At 31.4% G+C, this 22826-nt stretch carries 15 protein-coding genes; 3 read left to right on the forward strand and 12 right to left on the reverse strand.

Annotated features, from left to right (window positions below):
- Positions 1-217: 217 nt before the first annotated feature.
- Positions 218-1999 carry a carbon starvation protein A gene (locus tag Q6H37_RS27135; RefSeq protein WP_318737986.1) on the forward strand — a complete coding sequence of 594 codons (1782 nt, stop codon included), beginning with the start codon at positions 218-220 and terminating at the stop codon, positions 1997-1999.
- A 63-nt stretch (positions 2000-2062) separates the two neighbouring features.
- Here Q6H37_RS27135 and Q6H37_RS27140 read toward each other — a convergent pair whose 3' ends face one another.
- The 10 genes from Q6H37_RS27140 to tsaD all read right to left on the reverse strand — a co-directional run bounded on the left by Q6H37_RS27140 (position 2063) and on the right by tsaD (position 18261).
- The gene (locus Q6H37_RS27140) at positions 2063-2995 is read right to left on the reverse strand and encodes an ABC transporter permease (protein ID WP_007061513.1); all 933 of its coding nucleotides are present in this window, start codon (positions 2993-2995) and stop codon (positions 2063-2065) included.
- The gene (locus tag Q6H37_RS27145; RefSeq protein ID WP_318743178.1) at positions 2988-4085 is read right to left on the reverse strand and encodes an ABC transporter permease; all 1098 of its coding nucleotides are present in this window, start codon (positions 4083-4085) and stop codon (positions 2988-2990) included. Before Q6H37_RS27145 ends, Q6H37_RS27140 begins: the two co-directional genes overlap by 8 nt.
- Entirely contained in the window at positions 4075-5613 is a 1539-nt protein-coding gene (locus tag Q6H37_RS27150; protein WP_318737988.1) for an ABC transporter ATP-binding protein, read from the reverse strand. Before Q6H37_RS27150 ends, Q6H37_RS27145 begins: the two co-directional genes overlap by 11 nt.
- Positions 5614-5703: 90 nt before the next feature.
- Positions 5704-6522: a purine-nucleoside phosphorylase gene (locus Q6H37_RS27155; protein ID WP_318737989.1), complete on the reverse strand. Its 819-nt coding sequence runs from the start codon at positions 6520-6522 to the stop codon at positions 5704-5706.
- A gap of 189 nt (positions 6523-6711) precedes the next feature.
- Positions 6712-7734: a LacI family DNA-binding transcriptional regulator gene (locus Q6H37_RS27160; RefSeq protein ID WP_318737990.1), complete on the reverse strand. Its 1023-nt coding sequence runs from the start codon at positions 7732-7734 to the stop codon at positions 6712-6714.
- A 309-nt stretch (positions 7735-8043) separates the two neighbouring features.
- Positions 8044-10971: an insulinase family protein gene (locus Q6H37_RS27165; protein WP_318737992.1), complete on the reverse strand. Its 2928-nt coding sequence runs from the start codon at positions 10969-10971 to the stop codon at positions 8044-8046.
- A gap of 22 nt (positions 10972-10993) precedes the next feature.
- The gene (locus tag Q6H37_RS27170) at positions 10994-11848 is read right to left on the reverse strand and encodes a patatin family protein (RefSeq protein ID WP_007061506.1); all 855 of its coding nucleotides are present in this window, start codon (positions 11846-11848) and stop codon (positions 10994-10996) included.
- Between the two features lie 150 nt (positions 11849-11998).
- On the reverse strand, positions 11999-13108 hold the full coding sequence (locus Q6H37_RS27175; RefSeq protein WP_007061505.1) for a M20 metallopeptidase family protein: 1110 nt from the start codon (positions 13106-13108) through the stop codon (positions 11999-12001).
- Positions 13109-13169: 61 nt separating this feature from the next.
- Positions 13170-16610, reverse strand: coding sequence for a pyruvate carboxylase (locus tag Q6H37_RS27180; protein WP_318737994.1), 3441 nt, complete (start codon positions 16608-16610; stop codon positions 13170-13172).
- A 625-nt stretch (positions 16611-17235) separates the two neighbouring features.
- Positions 17236-18261: a tRNA (adenosine(37)-N6)-threonylcarbamoyltransferase complex transferase subunit TsaD gene (gene tsaD / locus Q6H37_RS27185; protein ID WP_318737995.1), complete on the reverse strand. Its 1026-nt coding sequence runs from the start codon at positions 18259-18261 to the stop codon at positions 17236-17238.
- Positions 18262-19025: 764 nt separating this feature from the next.
- On the opposite strand from tsaD, the gene Q6H37_RS27190 reads away from it, so the two are divergent.
- Positions 19026-20366 (forward strand): DNRLRE domain-containing protein, encoded by a 1341-nt coding sequence (locus tag Q6H37_RS27190; RefSeq protein WP_318737997.1) that lies wholly within the window; start codon positions 19026-19028, stop codon positions 20364-20366.
- Between the two features lie 346 nt (positions 20367-20712).
- Here Q6H37_RS27190 and Q6H37_RS29625 read toward each other — a convergent pair whose 3' ends face one another.
- On the reverse strand, positions 20713-20943 hold the full coding sequence (locus tag Q6H37_RS29625) for an integrase core domain-containing protein (protein WP_412523892.1): 231 nt from the start codon (positions 20941-20943) through the stop codon (positions 20713-20715).
- Positions 20944-21494: 551 nt separating this feature from the next.
- On the opposite strand from Q6H37_RS29625, the gene Q6H37_RS27195 reads away from it, so the two are divergent.
- The gene (locus tag Q6H37_RS27195) at positions 21495-22127 is read left to right on the forward strand and encodes a RusA family crossover junction endodeoxyribonuclease (RefSeq protein WP_318737999.1); all 633 of its coding nucleotides are present in this window, start codon (positions 21495-21497) and stop codon (positions 22125-22127) included.
- A 16-nt stretch (positions 22128-22143) separates the two neighbouring features.
- Here the strand turns inward: Q6H37_RS27195 and Q6H37_RS27200 are convergent, their stop codons facing one another.
- Entirely contained in the window at positions 22144-22728 is a 585-nt protein-coding gene (locus Q6H37_RS27200; protein WP_318743179.1) for a DUF1836 domain-containing protein, read from the reverse strand.
- Positions 22729-22826 lie beyond the last annotated feature (98 nt).

Genomic DNA, 22826 nt, shown 5'->3' on the forward strand with positions numbered 1-22826 from the left:
AAATTAATCCAATGAAAATATATTTTAATTTTCAGATTATTCTTTTTTTATTATGTCAAACACCCATTATATTTTACCATACACCCCCTTTTTTTTATCTTTCAACCGTATACATTTTTTTTTTCCTTCAGAATATTATATCATTTTAGTGTAAACTTTTATTCATTAGTAAAGGTTTACAAGGAATAATATTATTAATTAAGGGGGGTCTTATACTATGAACTCGATTGTACTTGTTATTATCGGTGCACTTGTATTAATTTTAGCTTACAGATTTTATGGATCATGGATAGCTGCTAAAGTATTAGTTTTAGATGAAACTAGAGAAGTCCCATCTAAAGCACATGAAGATGGACGTGATTATGTTCCTACCAATAAGCTAGTTCTTTTTGGTCACCACTTTGCAGCAATTGCTGGAGCTGGACCACTTATTGGACCTGTTTTGGCCGCACAGTTTGGTTATCTTCCCGGAACATTGTGGATTCTAATTGGGGGCGCACTTGCTGGTGCAGTACATGATATGGTACTATTATTTGCATCAGTTAGACATGATGGAGAATCCATTGCTGAAATCGCTAGAACAAATCTTGGAAATCGAATGGGGTTTGTTACTTCTATCGCTGTATTATTTATATTGATAATTGCCATGGCTGGTCTTGGATTACCAGTTGTTAACTCACTTTACAACAGTCCATGGGGTACTTTTACCGTTGGTTTTACTATTCCAGTTGCTTTCTTAGTTGGTTTATATTTGAAATTTTTAAGACCTGGTAAAATTCTTGAAGCTACAATTATTGGTATGGTTCTTATAATGGTTGGAGTTATTGCAGGTCCATATATCCAACATACTGCTTTAGCACCATATTTAACTTTTAATGCTAAGCAAATGTCTTTAATTCTTGCAATATATGGTTTCCTTGCAGCAGCACTTCCTGTATGGTTGCTATTACTTCCAAGAGATTATCTAAGCACATACATGAAAATCGGTGTTATTGGATTCTTGGTAATAGGTATAATATTTGTTAGACCAACTATCCAAATGCCAGCTGTTACTAACTTTGTAAGTGGCGGTGGTCCTGTAGTTCCAGGTAAAGTGTTCCCATTCTTGTTTATTACAATAGCCTGTGGTGCTCTATCTGGATTCCATGCATTAATAAGTACAGGTACAACGCCTAAGCTTATAGCTAATGAAAGAGACATTCTTCCTATAGGTTTTGGTGCTATGCTTTTTGAATCCTTTATAGCTTTAATGGCATTAATTGCAGCAACTTGCCTGCCAACAGCTGATTATTTTGCTATAAACTCAGCACCAGCAGCATTTGCTAAACTTCATATGATCCCTAAAGAACTTCCAATGCTTTCACAAATGGTTGGTGAAAACTTAGCTGGAAGAACAGGTGGATCTGTATCTTTAGCAGTTGGTATGTCTTACGTATTCTATAAACTTCCAGGACTTGAGAGCTTAATGTCTTACTGGTATCATTTCTGTATAATGTTCGAAGCATTGTTTATATTAACTACTATAGATTCTGGTACAAGAATAGGAAGATATCTACTTCAAGACTTATGTGCTAAGTTCTATAAACCTTTTGGAAACAAAGAGTCTTGGTTTAACCTTATATTCTTTAGTGCTTTAATCTCGTTTAGCTGGGGATATCTATTATTCACAGGTAATGTAAATACAATATGGCCTTTGTTCGGTATTGCTAATCAATTGTTATCTGCTATAGCTTTCGCTATAGGTACTACAATAATTATAAAGAAAGGCAAACCAATATATGCCTTAATTACATTCATACCAATGGTATGTATAACTATAATAACAATAACTGCTTGTATAGAAAATGTATTAATTAATTATCTACCTCAAGGTAAAACATTATTAGTTTGTATGTCTCTTGTACTTATAGTACTTGTATTAATTATACTATTTGAAAGTGCTAAAGTATGGATCAGAGATTTGAAGAAAATGAAATCATCTGAAAGCACTACAGCTTAATAAAACTTAATAAAATTAAATCCACATTGTGAGTAATTAATTATTCACAATGTGGATTATTTTTTATCTTTGTCCCTTTTCGTATGGTACACCATCCGCAGCTGGTGCTGTAGTTTTTCCTACGAAGCCTGCAAGTGCAAGCATTGTTAATATATAAGGTATCATTGAGTAAATTTCTGTTGGTATATTTAGTGAAAGGCTTTGAGCATTTATTTCTAAAGCATTACCAAAAGCAAATAGTAAACATGCCCACATAGTTCCCTTTGGCTTCCAGTTACCAAATATCATAGCTGCTAGCGCTATAAATCCACGTCCTGCTACCATTCCTTCTTTGTAAACTGGAGTCATACCTATTGACAAAGCAGCTCCTCCTATACCTGCAAGTATTCCTGAAAGTATTACACAAGAATATCTAACTTTATAAACATTTATACCTAGTGTATCTGCTGCACTTGGATGTTCTCCTACTGCTCTTATTCTAAGTCCTATAGGAGTCTTAAACAATACAAAGTTTGCTACAAATACAAGTACTATTGCTAGTACCACAAACCAGTTTAATCCTGCCAAAAATGGTCCTATTACGGGAATGCCCTTTACAGCTGCTGGTATTGCATAAGGAAGTCCTGTTACTATATCTGTTTGACCACCCTTTTTAAATATTTTAAATATAAGAAAACTAGCAAAGGCTGTTGAAAATAAATTTATAGCAGTACCTGATATTATTTGATCTGCTTTTAAGGTTATACTTAAAAAAGCATGTATCAAGGCTAAAAGTCCACCTGCTATTGCTGCAAATAAAATTCCCATTAAAGGACTTCCTGTAGCATAAGAACCAAAAACTGCGAAGAAAGCACCTATTGTCATCATACCGTCAAGTCCTATATTTACAACTCCTGATTTTTCTGAAAATACACCTCCAAGGCCTGCAAATATTAAAGGTGTTGCCATTCTTAGGGTAGATGCTAGTATTATTATAATAAGTGTTACCTTATCCATTTGCAATTACCCCCTTTCTTCTCTTTCTATTCTCCAAGTATTTAACTATGTAGTCTGTGGCTACAAATATGATTACAATTGATTGAATTAAATAAACTATTTCCTTTGGTATTGAGTTCAATTGAAGTATTCTTGAACTGCTATTTAATGCTCCAAATAATACAGCTGCTGGTATACATCCTATAGGATTACTTTTTGCTAAGAGAGCAACTGCCATACCATCAAATCCATATCCAATGTTAGCCATTAAATCTGTTGCATTATACATAACTCCTGCCAAATGACATGCTCCACCAATACCTGCAATAGCTCCTGATAAAACCATTGCTAATACTGCATTCTTTGCTACATTTATTCCGCCATATTCCGCTCCTAATGGGTTTAAACCTACTGCTCTTATTTCGTATCCTATGGTTGTTTTCCAAAGTAACCAATATATAAAAATAGCACATATAAGTGCAAATATAAGTCCTATATTTGCTCTACTGCTGCCAGTAAATTTTAAGAGTTGAGCACTTGCTTGTATAGTTGGTGTAGATGCTTTTGATGCAATACCGATAGGAGTTCTAAGTACTATAATATTAACTACATTTAAAGCTATATAATTCATCATTATTGTATTTATAACTTCACTAGTTCCATACTTAGCTCTTAGGTAACCCGGTATTGCTCCCCAGATTCCTCCTCCTATAATACCTGATAGTAATATTAAAGGAACATGTATCCATGGACTTAATCCAGGTATTAAACCTACTATAGCAGCAGCTATAAGTCCCATTGTAAACTGTCCTTCAACTCCTATGTTAAATAGTCCACATTTAAAAGCAATGGCATTTGCTACTCCTGTAAATATTAAAGGTGTTACAAACACCATTGTTTCTAAGCTTTTAGCAGTATCTCCAAAACTTCCACTTATTATAGTACCAATTAAATCTGTTAGCGCAGTAAAGTAATCTCCTATTCCATATCCTTTTGACCACATTACAAAAAATACTGCTACAAAAAACGAAACAATTATTGAAAATAAAGGGAATGCTAAACTTTTTATAGCATTTATCACTGACTGTTTTATTTTATTATTATTCAACAGTTTCTACCTCCTTTTCCTTATCTAAGGTTCCTCCAGCCATAAGAATTCCTAGCTTCTTCTCATCTGCATCCTTTCTGTCTAGTATATCAACTATATTTCCATCATACATAACAGCTATTCTATCTGATAAAGCTAATATTTCATCTAATTCAAGTGATATCAAAAGTACAGCTTTTCCCTTATCCCTTTCCTGTACCAATCTTTTGTGTATATATTCTATAGCTCCTACATCTATACCCCTTGTTGGTTGAGACGCAATTAAAAGTTCTGGATCTTTTGCTATTTCTCTTGCTGCTATAAGCTTTTGTTGATTTCCTCCTGAAAGTGATGCTGCTGTAACTTCTTCATTTGGAGTTCTTACATCAAATTCTTCTATAATATCTTTACAATACTTACGTATTTCATTGTAATTCATCACTATACCTTTACTAAAAGGTTTTTTATGATAAGTACCAAGTACAGCATTTTCAAATAAAGAGTATTGTAATATAAGTCCTCTTTTTTGTCTATCTTCTGGAATATGGCCTACACCAAAATCTGCAATTTTTCTTGGAGGTTTACCAGATATATCTATTTCATTCAATGTTATCTTTCCCGACTCTGGTTTTCTAAGTCCAGTTAAAACTTCCACAAGTTCCGTTTGACCATTTCCATCTACTCCTGCTATACCAACTATTTCTCCTGCTCTGACCGTTAAGCTTACGCCCTTTACTGCCATTATGCCTCTATGGTCTTTTGCTTCTATGTTTTCTATATTTAGAATTTCTTTTCCTACTTTTGCTTCCTTCTTATTAACTACCAAGGTTACTTTTCTGCCTACCATAAGTTCTGCCAATTGATCTATATTAGTTTCTTTAGTATTAACTGTTCCTGTAACTTTTCCTCTTCTTATTATAGTTACTCTATCACTCATTTTCATAACTTCTTTTAATTTGTGAGTTATAAGTATTACCGATTTTCCTTCTGCTTTAAGATTATTTATAATAACGCCCAATTCTTCTATTTCTTGTGGAGTAAGTACTGCAGTAGGTTCATCCAATATTAAGACATCGGCTCCTCTATATAAAGCTTTTAATATTTCCACTTTTTGCTGTTGACCTACAGAGATGTCTTCTATAACATCCTTTGGATTTATATTGAAGCCATATTTATCAGCAATTTCTTTTACATCTTTACAAGCTTTAGCTATATCTATTTTTAAGCCTTTTTTAGGTTCTATCCCTAAAACAATATTTTCGGCTACTGTAAAATTACTAACCAACATAAAATGTTGATGCACCATACCTATACCAAGCTTTATAGCATCATTTGGGTTTGTAATTTTTGCTTCTTTGCCATTTACACGTATTTCACCCTTTTCTGGTTGATATAAACCATAAAGTATGTTCATAAGTGTGGTTTTTCCTGCTCCATTTTCTCCTAATAATACATGTGTTTCTCCCTGCAGCAATTCAAAATTTACATTATCATTTGCAATAGTTCCTGGAAAAACTTTGGTTATCCCAACCATTTCAATTACTTTTTCCATTAATTTTTCTGGTTACCAACCCTAATAACATTGTAACCAGTGCCCTCCCTTCAATTAAAAGATATTTTTACTTTTCACAAATTACACTTTTTAAATTGATTCTACAATACCTTTCATAAGTTTTACAAACTTTTCTCTTGCAATTTCTGAGGTTTCCATTACTTCTTTATGATTCAATGGCTGTTTTAGTATTCCTGCAGCCATATTGGTAATACAAGAAACTCCTATGACTTTTATTCCACTATGATTAGCTATTATTACTTCAGGTACCGTAGACATTCCTACAGCATCTCCCCCTAAAACTCGTATCATATTAATTTCAGCTGGTGTTTCATAAGTTGGTCCACTCATACAAGCATATACACCTTCTTGAATTGGTACATTAAGTTTTTCAGATATCTTCTTTACTTTTTCTCTTAATTCTTTATTATATGCTTCTGACATATCAGGAAATCTAGTTCCAAAGCTATCTAAGTTCTTTCCAATTAAAGGATTATTCCCTGATAGATTAATATGATCCTTTATAAGCATTAAGTCTCCAGGCTTATAATTCACATTTACAGCTCCTGCAGCATTAGTAACTATTAATGTTTTAATTCCTAAAAGCTTCATAACACGGATAGGAAATGTAACTTCTTGCATTGCATATCCTTCATAGTAATGGAATCTTCCTTGCATTGCTATAACTGTCTTTCCTTTTAAATTTCCTACAACTAATCGACCAGCATGTCCTTGTACAGTTGAAATAGGAAAATTAGGAATTTCACTGTAAGGATAATATTCTGCATTTTCTATTTCATCTGCTAAAGCACCAAGACCTGAACCTAAAATAAGCGCTATTTCTGGTTTATGTGTTGTTTTTTCCAGTATATACTTTGATGCTTCTTTTATGTTTTCTTCCAAAGTCATATTGTACTATACCTCCTAAACTCTATTTGATTTAAAAATTATTTTTAAAAAATTATATCTTTATCTATATATATTAAAAATATAAATTTTAAAATTTACACAATAAAAAGTAACCGCTTCCACATAAAAATTCTCCAAAATTTATTATAACAAATTTTTTTAATTACTTGTAAAATACTTTTTAATAATTTACTTTTTTACAAACCTTTCTGAACCTTTTAAGACTAACTTAGGTGCAATTGTAATCTTTTTCACTTTAAAATTCTCTACATTTTTTATATTCTCCATAAGAATTTTCATTGCTATATTACCTAACTCCGTTGTAGGACCATCAACAAAACTGATATCCATCCCTAGAGAATTCAAAATATCAATTCTGTCAAATCCAATTAAAGCCATATCCTTCGGTATTTTTAGTCCTTCTTCAGTAAGTGCTTTTATGCATCCAATAGTCATCTTGTTGCTGCTAGTAAACACTGCTGTTGGTCTATCTTCCATTAATAACATTTTTTTTGTAAGTTCATAAGCTAATCTTTCCCCATAATCACCTTTAAATACATACCTTTCATTAAAAGGTATATTATTTAGAGCTAAAGCTTTTTTATATCCTGTTAGCCTATTTTGTGCTGCATCAGAATTCATTCTTCCTGTAATTATCCCAATTTTTTTATGTCCCGCCTTTATTAAAGCTTCCGTAGATTCATATGCACCTTTAATATTATCCACAAATGCTCCACTAAAATCAGCATATTTTACATGTCCATCTGCTAATACTATAGGGATACCTAGCTGCTCAATAGTGATTAAATATTCACTATTAAAATCATCCTCAACAGAAGTTGGTGCAATTATTATACCTTGTATTCTTTGTTCTTTAAGTACTTTTAACGCCTTTACTTCTTTTTCTATATCATTATCAGTATTGCAGAGTATTATATTTTGATTATACTCAACTGCAACTTCGCTAATACCCTTTATAACTTCACCATAAAACTGGTTATTTATTTCAGGTATCACTACCCCTATGGTATTAGTCTTATTCTTAGATAGACTCCTAGCTATTGCACTAGGAGTATAATTTAATTCCTTTATTGCACTTAAAACTTTTCTCTTAGTTTCTTCCTTAACATATCCTGAGCTGTTTAAAACCCTTGATACTGTTGTTAGCGAAACTCCTGACTTTTGCGCAATATCTTTTATTGTTGCTGGCACTTTAATTTCTCCTCATTTCTATAGGATAATTATAAACTTTTACAATTACTATGAAGTAATTAGTAAACTTAAATTAAATACACAAATAAAATATGTTACCGGTTTCATATATAATATACTACATTTTCCAATATACCTCAATAAAATTTTTAATATTGTCTTACTATTCTGCATATTAATTTTCGCAAAACAACTTCATTTCATTTTTTATAAAACAAAGGAACTGTCACACTAAGAATAAATCTCATAACATATTGTATGTAAATTTCCTAATGTAACAGCTCCTTCTAAATTAACAGTATAAAATATTTATTCAAACAAATTTATTAAATTATTAAATAGTGATTTATTCTGTTTTATTTTTTCTTCATTACCTATAACACATACATAATTCTTTTTCATTGCACTGGATATCATTTCTCCAAATCCCTTTATATCATCTATTTTAACATTTAGTACTTCTTCTCTTTCCTTTTGTATATCTTCATATTTAATATGTTTAATATAGTGTTCGGCTGCACGTTCTCCCTTCATAGAAGGAGTCAATGGAAAATCTAAATCTGATATTGTTCCTATAATATATTTTGTCATCTGCCTATCATCTGCATTGAAATTCTTAAAAAACTCTCCTGCATTATCATAAACATTAATAGTCTCTTCTAGGTTCGGATCTCTATAAGATGTAAAGAACATATTACCATTTTTCTGGAATGATGCAAAGCTTCCATAAGCACCACCTTGAACACGTACTTTATTCCATAAATAATCATAATTTGCTATAGTTTTTAATACCAGTAAGCCTCCTGTATATGAATATCCAAGCTTTATAAAATTATAAGCCTTAGCCACGTACTGAACTTTTCCAGAAGTCATCAACCCTTCATTTTCAGGTCCAAATTCAAATTTGTATTCAACTTTTGTTATTCTATTGTCTCCAATTTCCTGACAAACTAAAGGAAGTTCCTTTGCGAAAGTTTCATAGTCTTTTTCATCTGAAGTAACATTAACTATTAAATTATTTTTATTAAAAATAGTTTCAGCAACTTCTTTTAAGCTATTACTGATTTCTTCAGCTTTTTCATCAAAATTTTTCTCCAAGTCAGCTATAAATTTATAAAATGATAGACCACTTATTATATCATCATATTTACCCATAGGTGAAAAATAGGAAAATAAATGACTTGCTGATACAATATGACCTTTTTCAAACATTATCATCTCTAAACGTGATTTAGTTTCTTGGATTATCTCTTTGACACGTTTATAGTCATCATACTTAGTATGGCCTATTATTTCTCCAAGCAAAGTTGTTAGCTTAGATATATTTCCTGTAAGCACCTTAGATTTTACAACAAACTTAGGATAAAATTTCTCCGAGTCTCCTTTTTCAGAATAAGTTTCTGCTGCATATCTTATACCACCAGTATAAATATTAATTTCTTTTACTAAATCTTCATACTGATATTTTTCAGTGTTTAATTTTCCTATTACAGTACTTAGTATTGATATATAAGGCAGCATTTCTTCTTTAACACCTTCTGTGTCAAAATACATATTCATATATATTATGCCATTAGTAAACTCAGGATGATAAAGTACTTTAACTCCATTTTCTTCTTTTTCAATTAAGCTAATTTTTTTAGCTTTCAAATCAATATCTTTTATTGAAAGAAGTGGTATTTTCTTTAAATTTTCTGGAGAATCTTGAGTTACCTGTCTTTTCTTTAATTCATTAGTATTATTAATAAGTTCTTCTATTTCTTTATCTGAAAGGCTTTCCTTATACTCCTTTAACCTTTTTTTAATTGCTACTTCCTTCTCTTCTTCTAATCCTTTAGCTGGTTTTACAATTAAAACAGAACCATGATTATTTTTCAATATATACTTTTCTATAATATCTTCAAAATATCTTGTTTGTAAGGATGTTTTTATTTTACTCAAAGTATCTTCGTATGCCAAGTGAATCCATGGTTTTTCATCATATAGCCAGCTATCCATAGCTTTCATACTGTATATAAGTCCTTTAGGATATCCTTGATAGTCAGCCTCTCTTAGTTGAAATTCTTTTATATTTATAGATGCTTCTATAAGCTTTTTATCTATTCCATCCTTTACAAGCTTAGATAGAGTATCTCTAACTATATTTATAAACTTTTCTTTTTGATCTTCATTAGAATTTTTAACAATTATACTAAACATAGGTTGAAGAATGCCACCTTCAAAAGAACCAAAAACATCTTTTCCTATTTTAGCATCAATCAATGCCTTCTTTAATGGTGCAGAAGGTGTTTCTAAAAGTAAATGTTCTAGTATATCAAAAGCAAGATATATTTCAGTATTTGTAGCATTTCCAACAGAAAAATTCATACTCAAAAATGTCTTATCTTCTTCTTTTTCAGTGCTGGATATAGGATATTTTATAGTATTTTCATGAATCTTTTCAAAAGGCTTTTGAAATAATAACTCTGAATCTACATTTTCCTTTGTAAAATCCTTAAGATATTCTTCATTTAAAAACTTTAACTTTTCAATAATATCCATATCACCATATAAATAAATATAACTATTGGATGGATGATAATACTTCTTATGAAAAGCTAAAAATTGTTCCTGTGTTAAGTTAGGTATAAAATCTGGATCTCCTCCTGATTCTACTCCGTATTGTGTGTCAGGAAATAGGTACTCAGAAATTTTTCTAAATAATATAGATTCAGGTGATGAAAATGCACCTTTCATTTCATTATATACAACACCCTTATATGAAATTTCTGAATCCTTGTTCTCTAGTTCATAATGCCATCCTTCTTGCATCATAATTTCCTTATATTTATATATGTTAGGATAAAAAACTGCATCTAAATAAACATTCATTAAATTCAAAAAATCTTTATTGTTTCTACTAGCTACGGGATACATAGTTTTATCTGGAAATGTAAATGCATTTAAAAAGGTATTCATAGAACCTTTTATTAATTCTACAAAAGGCTCCTTTAAAGGAAACTTTCTTGAACCACACAATACAGAATGCTCTAGTATATGCGGAACTCCTGTGCTATCCTTTGGAGGAGTTCTAAAACTTATAGAAAAAACTTTGTTATCATCCTCATTTTTCAAGTAAAATAATCTAGCTCCACTTTTTTCATGCTCAAATAAAATTCCTGTAGAGTTAATTTCATTAATATCTTTCTTCTCTACTAATTTAAACCCTTCATAAACTTTACCTATTTCTAATTCCATATTTTCTGTTCTCCTTTCAAGTTTACTTTATTTCAATCCATTTTTTTAATTTGTCATAGCTCCTTTTTCCTTCCTCATATCCTTGCTCATATAAGTAATTCAATTTATTCTTATCTCTCTCTACTCTTCTTACTTCTAATTTTTCAGTTGGTCTAATTATAAAAACCTTTCCTTCCTTTTCAAGCTTCTCTATATATTTTATCGTTTCATTATATATTTTATAACGATTTATCAAGGCTTTTATCAATCCTGTGTACTTTGGATATGCAATTTTTAATAAGTGCTTAAATTTAAAAGGTTTTTTTTCATATCCTTTGTTTCTAGTTAAAATTATTACATTTTTAGAATTGCCATCCTGCATAGACTTTTTTATCGGTATTGGATCTGATATGCCTCCATCCAGTAATTGCAAATCCTCATAATTAACTATAGAATTTAGCAAAGGTAAGCTGCTGGATGCTCTTATTACTTCTAGCACCTGATCTTTACACTGGTTTTTTTCAAAATACAAAGGTTTGCCTGAATTACAATCTGTAACACCTATAACAAATTTTTCTTTAGCATTATAAAAAGTATCAAAATCAAAGATTTCTAAATTATTAGGAATGTCTTTAAAGATAAAGTCCATACCAAATAATTCCTTCTTTAATAATAATCTTCTATAACTTAAGTACCTTTTATCATTAACATAGTTTATGTTTATTATTTTATTTCTTCCCTTTTGTTTAGAAATATATGAGGCTGCATTGCAAGCTCCCATTGAAACCCCTATAACATATGGAAAATATAGATTTTTATCCATAAAAAAATCTAATATACCAGAGGTGTAAACTCCCCTCATTCCACCACCTTCAAGAACTAAACCTAGGTTTTCCACGGCATTTCACATCCTTAATTTCACAATTAAAATTTATACTACTTAATGTAATTTATTATATCATATAATTTATACGTAGTTCACAATTATATCCAAAAAGCTGATTACATTAAGCAATCAGCTTTTTTAATAAAACATGGTTAATATTTTTTACAAGGATAATATAAATTTCACTATTGAATATACTCCATAATATAAAGCCTTATCATCTGCATCAAAATTACTAGAATGTAATGCTTTATCTCCTTGTTTTCCATTACATATACCTAACCTAAAGTGTATGGAAGGAACTTTCTCTGCAAAATATGAAAAATCTTCTGCTGCAAAACTTTTCTCAAGTGGAAGCACATTATCTTCCCCTAAAGTAATCTTGGCACTTTCTATGAATTTATCTGTAAAATCTTTATCGTTTATTAAAGGAGGATATCCATCTTGATATTTTATAGATACATTGCAATTATATTTTTCTCCGCAAAGCTTAGATAAATCCTGTATATCCTTCTTAATACTTTCTCTAATATTTTTGTTAAAGGTTCTTGCTGTACCTGATATTTCCGCATTATCAGCAATTACATTAGGTGCATCACCTGCATTAATTGAAGCAAATGTAATTACAAATGGATCTAATGGGTTATTTTCTAAGCGCGTTTTAGTATTCATAGTTTGTATAAGGTCTAATGCTGGATATATTGGATTATTGCATAAATGAGGCATTGCAGCATGACCTCCTTTTCCATGAAAGGTTATGAAAAAGTCATCTACTGAAGCCATGGAAGGTCCTGATATAACCTCTATTTTTCCAACCTCCAAATTAGGCCATACATGAAGTCCTATTATGTATTTAACCTTTGGATTTTCAAGTACGCCTTCTTCAATCATAGGCGCTGCTCCTCCTGTTCCTTCTTCACCAGGTTGAAATATGAATTTCACACATTTATCATAACCTAATTTCTTTAGAACTAAAGCACATCCTAAAACTACAGCCATATGGTAATCATGACCACATGCATGTGATACCCCATTTACAGGAAGAGCATCCATATCAGCTCTTATAGCAATAGCTTCTTCACCTTCATTTAAGTTTCCCACTATTCCTGTATTAAATAAAACTTTTGTATCTATATCTAGCTTCTCCAAAAAATTCTTTACTATGTTACTAGTTTTATATTCCTCAAAGGATAATTCAGCATTTGCATTAAGTTGTTTTCTTATGTCTATTATTTCCTTCATATTCTCTTCTACTAATTTTTTCAAATCCATAATATTCATCTCCTTCATATAAAAAATAACTCTGCTCTTTTAAGGCAGAGTTATTTTTACACTATTTAAGCTTAATTAACAATTGTCCTGATTCAACCTGTTTGCCTTGGCTAACAAATATAGTTTCAACTGTTCCTGAAGTTGCAGCTACAATATTAGTTTCCATCTTCATAGCTTCAATTACAACTAAACTTTCACCTTCTTTTACTGCATCTCCTTCTTTTACAAGTACTTTTACTATATTTCCTGGAATACTTGCTCCTATTTCTTTTTCATTATCAGGATCTGCCATAGCTATTGATTCACCAGTACTTTCAATTCTGCTGCTGCTAACCTTATCTTTAATTTTTACTTCTCTTCTATTTCCGTTTATTTCAAATACTACTATTCTATTTCCACGTGAATCAATTTTTCCTATTTCAAGAAGTTGAACAATTAATACTTTTCCTTCAGCTATTTCAACTTCACAAGTCTCTCCTTCTCTTAGCCCGTGGAAGAATATGTCACTTCCCATACGGCTTAAATCACCATGTTCTTTTACATATTTTAAATAGCTTTCAAATACATCAGGATACATTGCATAACTTATTGTATCTCTGTCTGTTGGTTCCATCTTGAACTTTTCTTTTAAATGAACTTTTATTTTTGCAAAATCTTCTGGAGGCAACATTTCTCCTGGTCTGCATACTATAGGTTCTTCTCCTTTTAATACTACCTTTTGTAGATCTTTAGGGAACCCTCCCATAGGCTGACCCATCATTCCTTTAAAGAATGCCACTGAAGAGTCAGGGAATGTCATATTTTTTGCCTTATCTAATATAGTTTCAGGTGTTATATCATTTCTAACCATAAATATAGCTAAATCACCAACCATTTTAGATGATGGAGTAACCTTTACTATATCTCCTACCATATGGTTTACTTGTCTGTACATTTCTTTTACTTCCTCAAATCTATGACCAAGTCCAAAACTTTCAACTTGTGGTTTTAAGTTAGAATATTGACCTCCTGGTATTTCATATTTGTATATTTCTGCTGTTCCAGTCTTTAAGCCTGATTCAAATTGTTGATATACAGGTCTTACCGCAGCCCAATAATCTGATAACTTTTGTAAGCCATCCAAATCTATACCCGTATCTCTTTCAGTATTCTTAAGTGCTGCTACTACTGAGTTTAATGCTGGCTGACTTGTAAGTCCTGACATACTGTTAAGTGCAGTATCTACAATATCAACTCCTGCATGTGCTGCCATAAGAACCGTTGCTACACCGTTACCTGTAGTGTCATGAGTATGAAGATGTATAGGTATAGATATCTCATCTTTTAACGCTCTTATAAGTTTAAGTGCTGCATATGGTTTTAAAAGCGCTGACATATCCTTTATTCCAAGAATATGAGCTCCTGTTTTCTCTATTTCTTTTGCTAAGTTAATATAGTATTGTAAAGTATATTTATCTCTATCTGTATCTAAAATATCTCCTGTATAGCACATACAAGCTTCTGCAACTTTTCCTTGCTTTAATGTTTCATCTATAGCTACTTCCATTCCCTTTAGCCAGTTAAGAGAATCAAATATTCTAAACACATCTATACCTGATTGTGCTGATTGTTTTATAAATTCTCTTATAACATTGTCTGGGTAATTTTTATATCCTACAGCATTAGCACCTCTAATAAGCATTTGGAATAATACATTAGGCATTTTTTTTCTTAACTGCTCTAGTCTATCCCATGGTGATTCTTTTAAGAATCTGTAGGCAACATCAAATGTGGCCCCTCCCCACATTTCTACTGAAAACAGATCTTTTCCAATTACAGATTCAGCTTTTGCTATCTTCACCATATCTTTTGTTCTCATTCTTGTAGCCATAAGTGATTGATGAGCATCTCTCATTGTAGTATCTGTTAAAAGCAATTTATTTTGATTTTTAATCCAGTCAACTAATCCTTCTGCTCCTTTTTCATCTAATATTTGCTTTGTACCTACTAAAGGCTCTTCTATTTTAACTTTTGGAACTACAGGAACGTCAAACTCTGTTTTCTGACCACGAGTTTCATTGACAACCTTATCTCCAATAAATTTCAATATTCTCAATTCCTCATCTGGACTTGATGCTGATATATCAAATAATTCTGGATGATTAGCTATAAAGTTAGTATCACATTTTCCTTCTGCAAATTGTTCATGATTAAGAACATTTATTAAGAAATCTACATTAGTTTTTACTCCTGAAATAGTAGTTTCTTTTACTGCACGTATGGATTTTCTTATTGCATCTTTAAAAGTTCTTGACCATGATGTATTTTTAACTAAAAGACTGTCGTAATAAGGACTGATAACAGCACCAGTGAATCCATTACCACCATCAAGTCTTATTCCAAAACCAGACCCTGTTCTGTATACATCAATTTTTCCTGTATCTGGCGCAAAATTGTTAGAAGGATCTTCTGTTGTTATTCTACATTGAATAGCACATCCTCTTGGTTTTATATCATCTTGAGAAGCAATTCCTACTTCTTTACTTCCTAATTCATAACCTTCTGCTATTAATATTTGACTCTGTACAATATCTATTCCTGTAACCATTTCAGTTACAGTATGCTCAACTTGTATTCTAGGATTCATTTCTATAAAATAATGATTTCCATTCTTGTCTACTAAGAATTCTAATGTTCCTGCACTTCTATATCCTACAGACTTAGCAATTTTCAATGCATCTTGACATATAACATTTCTTTTTTCTTCTGAAAGTGCTATTGCTGGAGTAAATTCTATAACTTTTTGATGTCTTCTTTGTATGGAACAATCTCTTTCATATAAATGTACTATATTACCATGTTTATCTCCAAGTACCTGTACTTCTATATGTTTTGGATTTTGAACATACTTTTCAATAAATATATCATCTATACCAAAGGCTTTTTTAGCTTCATTTTTACAACTCTTATAAGATTCTATAAGATCTTTTTCATCCAGTACTATTCTCATACCTCTTCCGCCGCCGCCAGCAGCTGCTTTTAACATAACTGGATATCCACATACTCTTGCAAATTCTACAGCATCTTCTTCAGATTCAATAGGTTTTTGAACTCCAGGAATAGTTGCTACTCCTGCATTTTTAGCTGCTATTTTGGATTTAATCTTATCTCCAAGACTATCCATCATTTCTGCTGTTGGTCCTATAAATTCCATTCCAGCTTCTTCACATTTTCTTGCAAATTCAGCATTTTCAGATAAGAAACCATATCCCGGATGTATAGCATCAACACCCTTTTTAAGTGCAAGATTTATTATTTCATCAATATTTAAGTATGCTTCTACAGGTCCCTTATTTTTTCCGATTAAGTAAGCTTCATCTGCTTTTGTTCTAAATAAAGAACGCTTGTCTTCATCAGAATATATTGCTACTGTTCTTATACCAAGTTCTTGACACGCTCTAAAGATTCTTATTGCAATTTCACCTCTATTTGCTACAAGAACTCTTTTAAATTTCTTAACCAAATTATTCAGCCCCTTTTTAATAAAAATCGTACTTACTTGAATATTTATTAATAATTTCTTATAAATTTTAACAACATAATATTATTATATATAAGTATTAAAATTATTTCAATTGCATTGCAAAAAAAAATTACTTGCATTTTCTAGTAAAAACTTTTAGTATGAAACTATATATGAATAAAGTGCTTATTTTCACATTCAAATTTCAAATTATTTTATCATTCTTTTATAAGAATAATTATTATAATTTTTTATTTATATAAAAGTATTGTAATTTATTATATAATCATACAATATATACTTTATTTTATATGTAGTATATCACATATATTTAATAAAGTATAGTATATATATTACATTTCTGTCATTAATGCTATTCAATATAGAAAATTCGTGTAAATATTTAAACGATTACACGCTAATACCTGATACACTACTTGGTGCATATTAGGTTCCATCCTACACAAAAAAAATAATAAATATGTCTTAACTACAGCTACTTAATGCATAAATATACAGTATGATTCTTAAATTTACATTTTTAAGTATATAAAAAAGATTTACTGAAGTTTAATTAACTTGAGTAAATCCTCCTGTTTTCATCCATTATTCTTATAATTTAACACTATCTCTCGCCAAGTTTTAAATTAGGTATGGCATTTAAATTTAATGGAGCTACATTTCCTTTAATATATTCAAAATAAGCAGCACTTCCTATCATAGCTGCATTATCAGTACACAATATAAATTCAGGAAATAAAACTTTTACACTTTTACTATTACCTTCCTTTATTAAAGTGTCTCTAAGACAGGTATTAGCTGCAACTCCTCCTGCCACCGCAATTTTATTTACATCTTTCAACTTACAAGCCTTCATTGCATTGTCCACCAAAAAACTTACCACTGCCTTTTGAAAAGACGCCGCTACATCTGCTCTGTTTATTTCTTGTTTTTTCATTTCCATTTGATTTAAGTAATTAAGTACTGCTGACTTAAGCCCACTAAATGAAAAGTCTAAAGATTCACCATCTTGAAATCTAGCTCTTGGGAATTTTATAGCATCTGGATTTCCTTCCTTTGATATTTTATCTATTTTAGGTCCTCCTGGATATCCAAGTCCTATAGCTCTAGCAACCTTATCATATGCTTCACCTGCTGCATCATCCCTTGTCTGTCCCATAACTTCAAAATCTCCATAATCCTTCATATGCACTATAAATGTATGCCCTCCTGATACAACTAAGCATACAAATGGAGGTTTTAAATCCTCATATTGTATAAAATTAGCACTTATATGTCCTTCAATGTGATTTACACCTATTAATGGTTTTCCTATAGCATATGCTAATCCTTTCGCATACTGTAGTCCTACCAGCAATGCTCCTACTAATCCCGGTCCATAGGTAACCCCTACAGCATCTATATCCTGTAAAGTAACACCAGCCTTATCTAACGCCTCCTGAACTACTACAGCTATTGCCTCCACATGTTTTCTTGAAGCTACTTCTGGCACAACTCCACCAAACTTAGTATGTATATCTATTTGAGATGCTATAATGTTTGATAAAACTTTTCTACCATTAACCACTACCGCTGCCGAAGTTTCATCACAACTACTTTCTATAGCAAGTATCTTTATATCTTTATCCATAACCTTACCTCACTCATTTTTCCATAGTTTCTTTTAAGCTACCTTAACAAACGTCAACAATAATTATACTTTATTGAGAATTTATAATCAATATTAACAAATTTCTAATAGGATTCAGCTGAATAATGTATAAGGAAATCTTTAAGACTATAGTATTTATTCTTTAATATGAAACTGTTTTGTTCATCGTGTATAAAATAGTTGTATAAATTGCACATAATAACTTATTTCATTATGCTATGTGTAATTCAAAATTATAAATTTACCTTTTTAGAAACCAAAAATACTCGCAATTGGCACATGGGCTCAAAAGAAAACACAGAGTCCCATAGTTCAACAGCGTAACAATTTTATGTGCACAGAATATATTGGTATTAGTGCTAACTCTCATTTTAAATTCCTATAACTTGAATCGCAATGAACTTTATTTGAATTAGTATTTCAAATTATATTAGATTTAAATTAAACATAATATTGCTTATATCTGCTATTAACCCAAACCGCTATATAAAGCAGTTATGTCAGTGCCTTGTGTTAACAAGGGAGTAGCCTTTAATATTGACATAATTATCTTTGTTAGCCATACTTCTCAAGGAGATATACCAAGTATTAATGCCAGTATAATTTGATAATAATACATTAAATTTAAGAAAAATCACATGTTTTAAGTTGAAAAAAGTTCCTGATTTATTTTAACAATTGACAGTATGAGAATCGTTTAATATTTTACAGAAATTGAAGCATGTAAGGAAGGAAGTGTTTTTATGGCGACATCTATCATAATTTTTCCGACTGATAGTGTTTATATTTCACAATTTTATCAAAATACAAACTTCGGGGCTAGCAATCAATTGTTTACAGGACAATATCTTGTAACTGTTAAGAATCACTGTAAGCTAGACGCTTATAGAACGCTACTAAAATTTTCTATCAATCTACCTTGCTCAAGTACAATATGTAGTGCTATTCTCTACCTTTTTATTAACAGAAAAGATAAACCTGATAATGAGTTTTCACCCCAAAAAGTAACAATATTTGAAAATGAAGATGACTTTAACCAAGCAACTGTTACCTGGAATACGGCACCAAGTACTAGCATTACCCCTTATTTCTTTAATGTAATTGATAGCGATGTGGGAAGTTATATACCTATTGATATAACAGGTTTAGTTCAGGGCTGGAGCAATATGTGTAATGAAAATTTTGGTGTTACACTTATAGGAAATGAATGTAAGTCAGATATAATCATTGGGTACGAAGGTATGAATAATCTCAATCCACCATATTTGCTCGTAAAATATAGCTCATGTGCAGGAGCTATAGGGCCAACTGGTGCAACCGGTCCAGCTGGAGCTACAGGACCTACTGGTGCAATTGGTCCAACTGGTCAAGCTGGAGTTACAGGGCCTACTGGTGCAATTGGTCCAACTGGTCAAGCTGGAGTTACAGGACCTACTGGTGCAATTGGTCCAACTGGTCAAGCTGGAGTTACAGGACCTACTGGTGCAATTGGTCCAACTGGTCAAGCTGGAGTTACAGGACCTACTGGTGCAATTGGTCCAACTGGTCAAGCTGGAGTTACAGGGCCTACTGGTGCAATTGGTCCAACTGGTCAAGCTGGAGTTACAGGACCTACTGGTGCAATTGGTCCAACCGGTCCAGCTGGAGGAGTATTAAGCTCTGCAGATTTTTTCGCATTGATGCCTCCTAATAATGCAGCAACGGTTGCTCCTGGTACAGACGTAAGCTTTCCACAAAATGGACCTACTATTGGAGCTGCTATTGTCCGTACTGGTCCCAGCACATTTAACTTGTCTGCAATTGGCATTTATCAGGTCTTGTTTCAGGTAAGTGTTACCCAAGCAGGTCAACTGGTTTTAACTCTCGATTCGGGATCAGGAGCCGTTGAACAACCCTATACGGTGGTCGGACGAGCAACTGGTACTTCTCAGATAGTAGGAATGGCTCTTGTGCAAACGACAGTCATCAATTCAATACTGACTGTACGAAATCCTGCTAGCGAATCCACAGCGCTAACCATCACTCCTCTAGCTGGAGGAACAGAGCCTGTTTCAGCACACCTTGTTATCACCCAATTTGCATAGAGAAAAAGAATGTTATGCTCGAATAAATATCAATGCATCGGCCTACCGCAGTCCGTTTTGTCAGTTCGTCCATGAGAAATCATTGTGAAGGGCACGCCTATTGCAGATTAACCACGTTTCTAGCACAAAAAACCTTGAAGTGTATGAGTTCAGCCTATACGCCTCTCTTCATATTGAAGATAAAACTGCAGATGTTAAAATTAATATATTATTTAATGGTGAATATCCAGAAAGGGTTAAGTAAAAGGAATAGTTAGTGACAGAATATGTAATGAAGGGCTATTTAAGGCCGAATTAACCCCTTTATATTGGACAAAATCTATTAAATTCTAAGTTTTTCTTAAATTTATATTTTTATAAAAAATTTTTCTAGATGCTCTTCAAGATAAAGGGCATAAAATTCTCTGGGTGGCATATATTTTAAGCTTGAATGCAATCTTCTTTCATTGTAGAAAATCATAAGTTCATTTACTATTTTATAAGCTTCAATATAAGTTTGAAATTCATTTGCCTTATATCCATTTGTTCTTAGGTATATTGTTATCCTCTCATATTTAATATAATCTTTTCGACTCACTCCACATTTATTTACTGTGATATAATATAATAAAAACTTTGTAACAATTTAAAAATATTGTGACGTAATAAGCTGGTTGATTAATAACTGCTTGATCTTTTTTAAAGTGTTACCATAAATTAGAAAGCAATTGGTTTTATTAGTATATCAGCATACTCCGTATTAAATTTTAAACATTATAACTTATAGTTATAAATATAATTTTCCTTACTATAACTATGCAATTAGGTGCGTACACTTGAACTTGATAGTTTGAATTTTAACTTTTATGAAGTGATATATGATAAGCGTTTCATCACATAAGCTAAATTGTTTTAATATTATTCTTAGCTTGAAGATTTGGAAAGCCTTAGAACTTTAGTCCTGTCTGAGGGAACCGAGTTTGACAAAGTTCTTAGGTTTTCCAAATCTTCAAGCTTTAGAATAATTAAAACATTTAGCCGTGATGAAACACTTATCATATATCATGGAATAAAAGTTAAAATCCAAACTTCCACTGCACCCTTACGTCGCATTGTGCCTATAATATAAATTAAAAGGAGCAAAAACTCATGATAAAAACTTATGCCAAGGTCATAGTAAAGGGTTCGCCTTTATCTAAATCCAATTTTAAATTATTTAATGTCAATGGTAGAGCTATTCTACCTTATAATTCAGGAAAGTATCACGATAGGTACGCTCTTTACGAAGAAGAAATAGCTTATGAGGCCAGGTGTCAAAATCCTGGAATAGTACTAAGTGAAGCTTTAATAGCTGTACTTAAAGTATACTATAAAAGTAAAAAAAGGCATCCAGATACCAATAATATTACTAAAAGCATATTTGATGGTATCGAAAAGAGCGGACTCATAATTAATGATGCTCAAGTAAGGAGACTTATAATAGAAGAATTCTATGATGAAACAAATCCTAGATTTGAATTGGAGCTTTTTGGCGAAAGCACTTATTTTATGGATTATAAAATTTTGAAAAAAGAAATTGTTGAGGAACCAATACAGTATTCTCCTCCTCCAAACAAATCAAAGTCACCCAAAGTACATAATTCTGAGTCTTGTATAAACTTACCCCAAAATGATAAATTACACTGTGAAATATGCGGCAAAAAAATAAAAAAAGAAAATTCAATTTCTGCAAACAAGGGAAAAACAATCATTTGTAAAGAATGCTTGACAAAGCTATTTTAAGCTAAAGGAATATTAACTAATCCTTTAGCTTTTCATCTTTAAAAAATCCATCAATTATTTTCTCAGCCATTCTTTTCTCAATGCTAGATTTAAGTATAAGCTTAATTACAATTATAATTAACTTACTTGTATCCTCTTTATTTTCATCATTATTCTGGCAATCTAAGCTTTTTTCAAAATCCAGCTTAAAATCCTCTGTCTCTTTTTTTTCTATATCTAAAAAATTATTATAAATATCTTTTAAATCTAATTTACTATTTTCTGATTTATTTATATCTTCAACTATAGGAGCAAATAGTTCTTGTATATCATTTATAGATAGAATCTGCTTCAAGTAATATGTAAGTATGATTAACACCATATGCTGCCTAGAATACTTTTTCTTTTTGGGAGGCATTAAAATTCCAGCCTTGGTGTAGTTATTTATCATTGTTTTAGTTATCGCTGTGTCTTCCTCGTTTCTTTTTAAATGAGAAAACTTGTCATCAATAAAAGTAGTTACTTGATCCATATATAAATCTATATCAGGTATACCTGAAAATTCTAATTGTTCAAAAGAACAAACTTCTTCTAATAACTTTTTTAAGGATTCTTCGTCCATATTCAATATCATTACCCTCCTAATTTCATAACAATTTGTTTGTTTTATGAAATTACACTAACACATATTCTCATTATAATAGTAACAATTATTACTTT

Source organism: Clostridium sp. JS66, assembly GCF_033561535.1.
GTDB lineage: Bacteria > Bacillota > Clostridia > Clostridiales > Clostridiaceae > Clostridium_AM > Clostridium_AM carboxidivorans.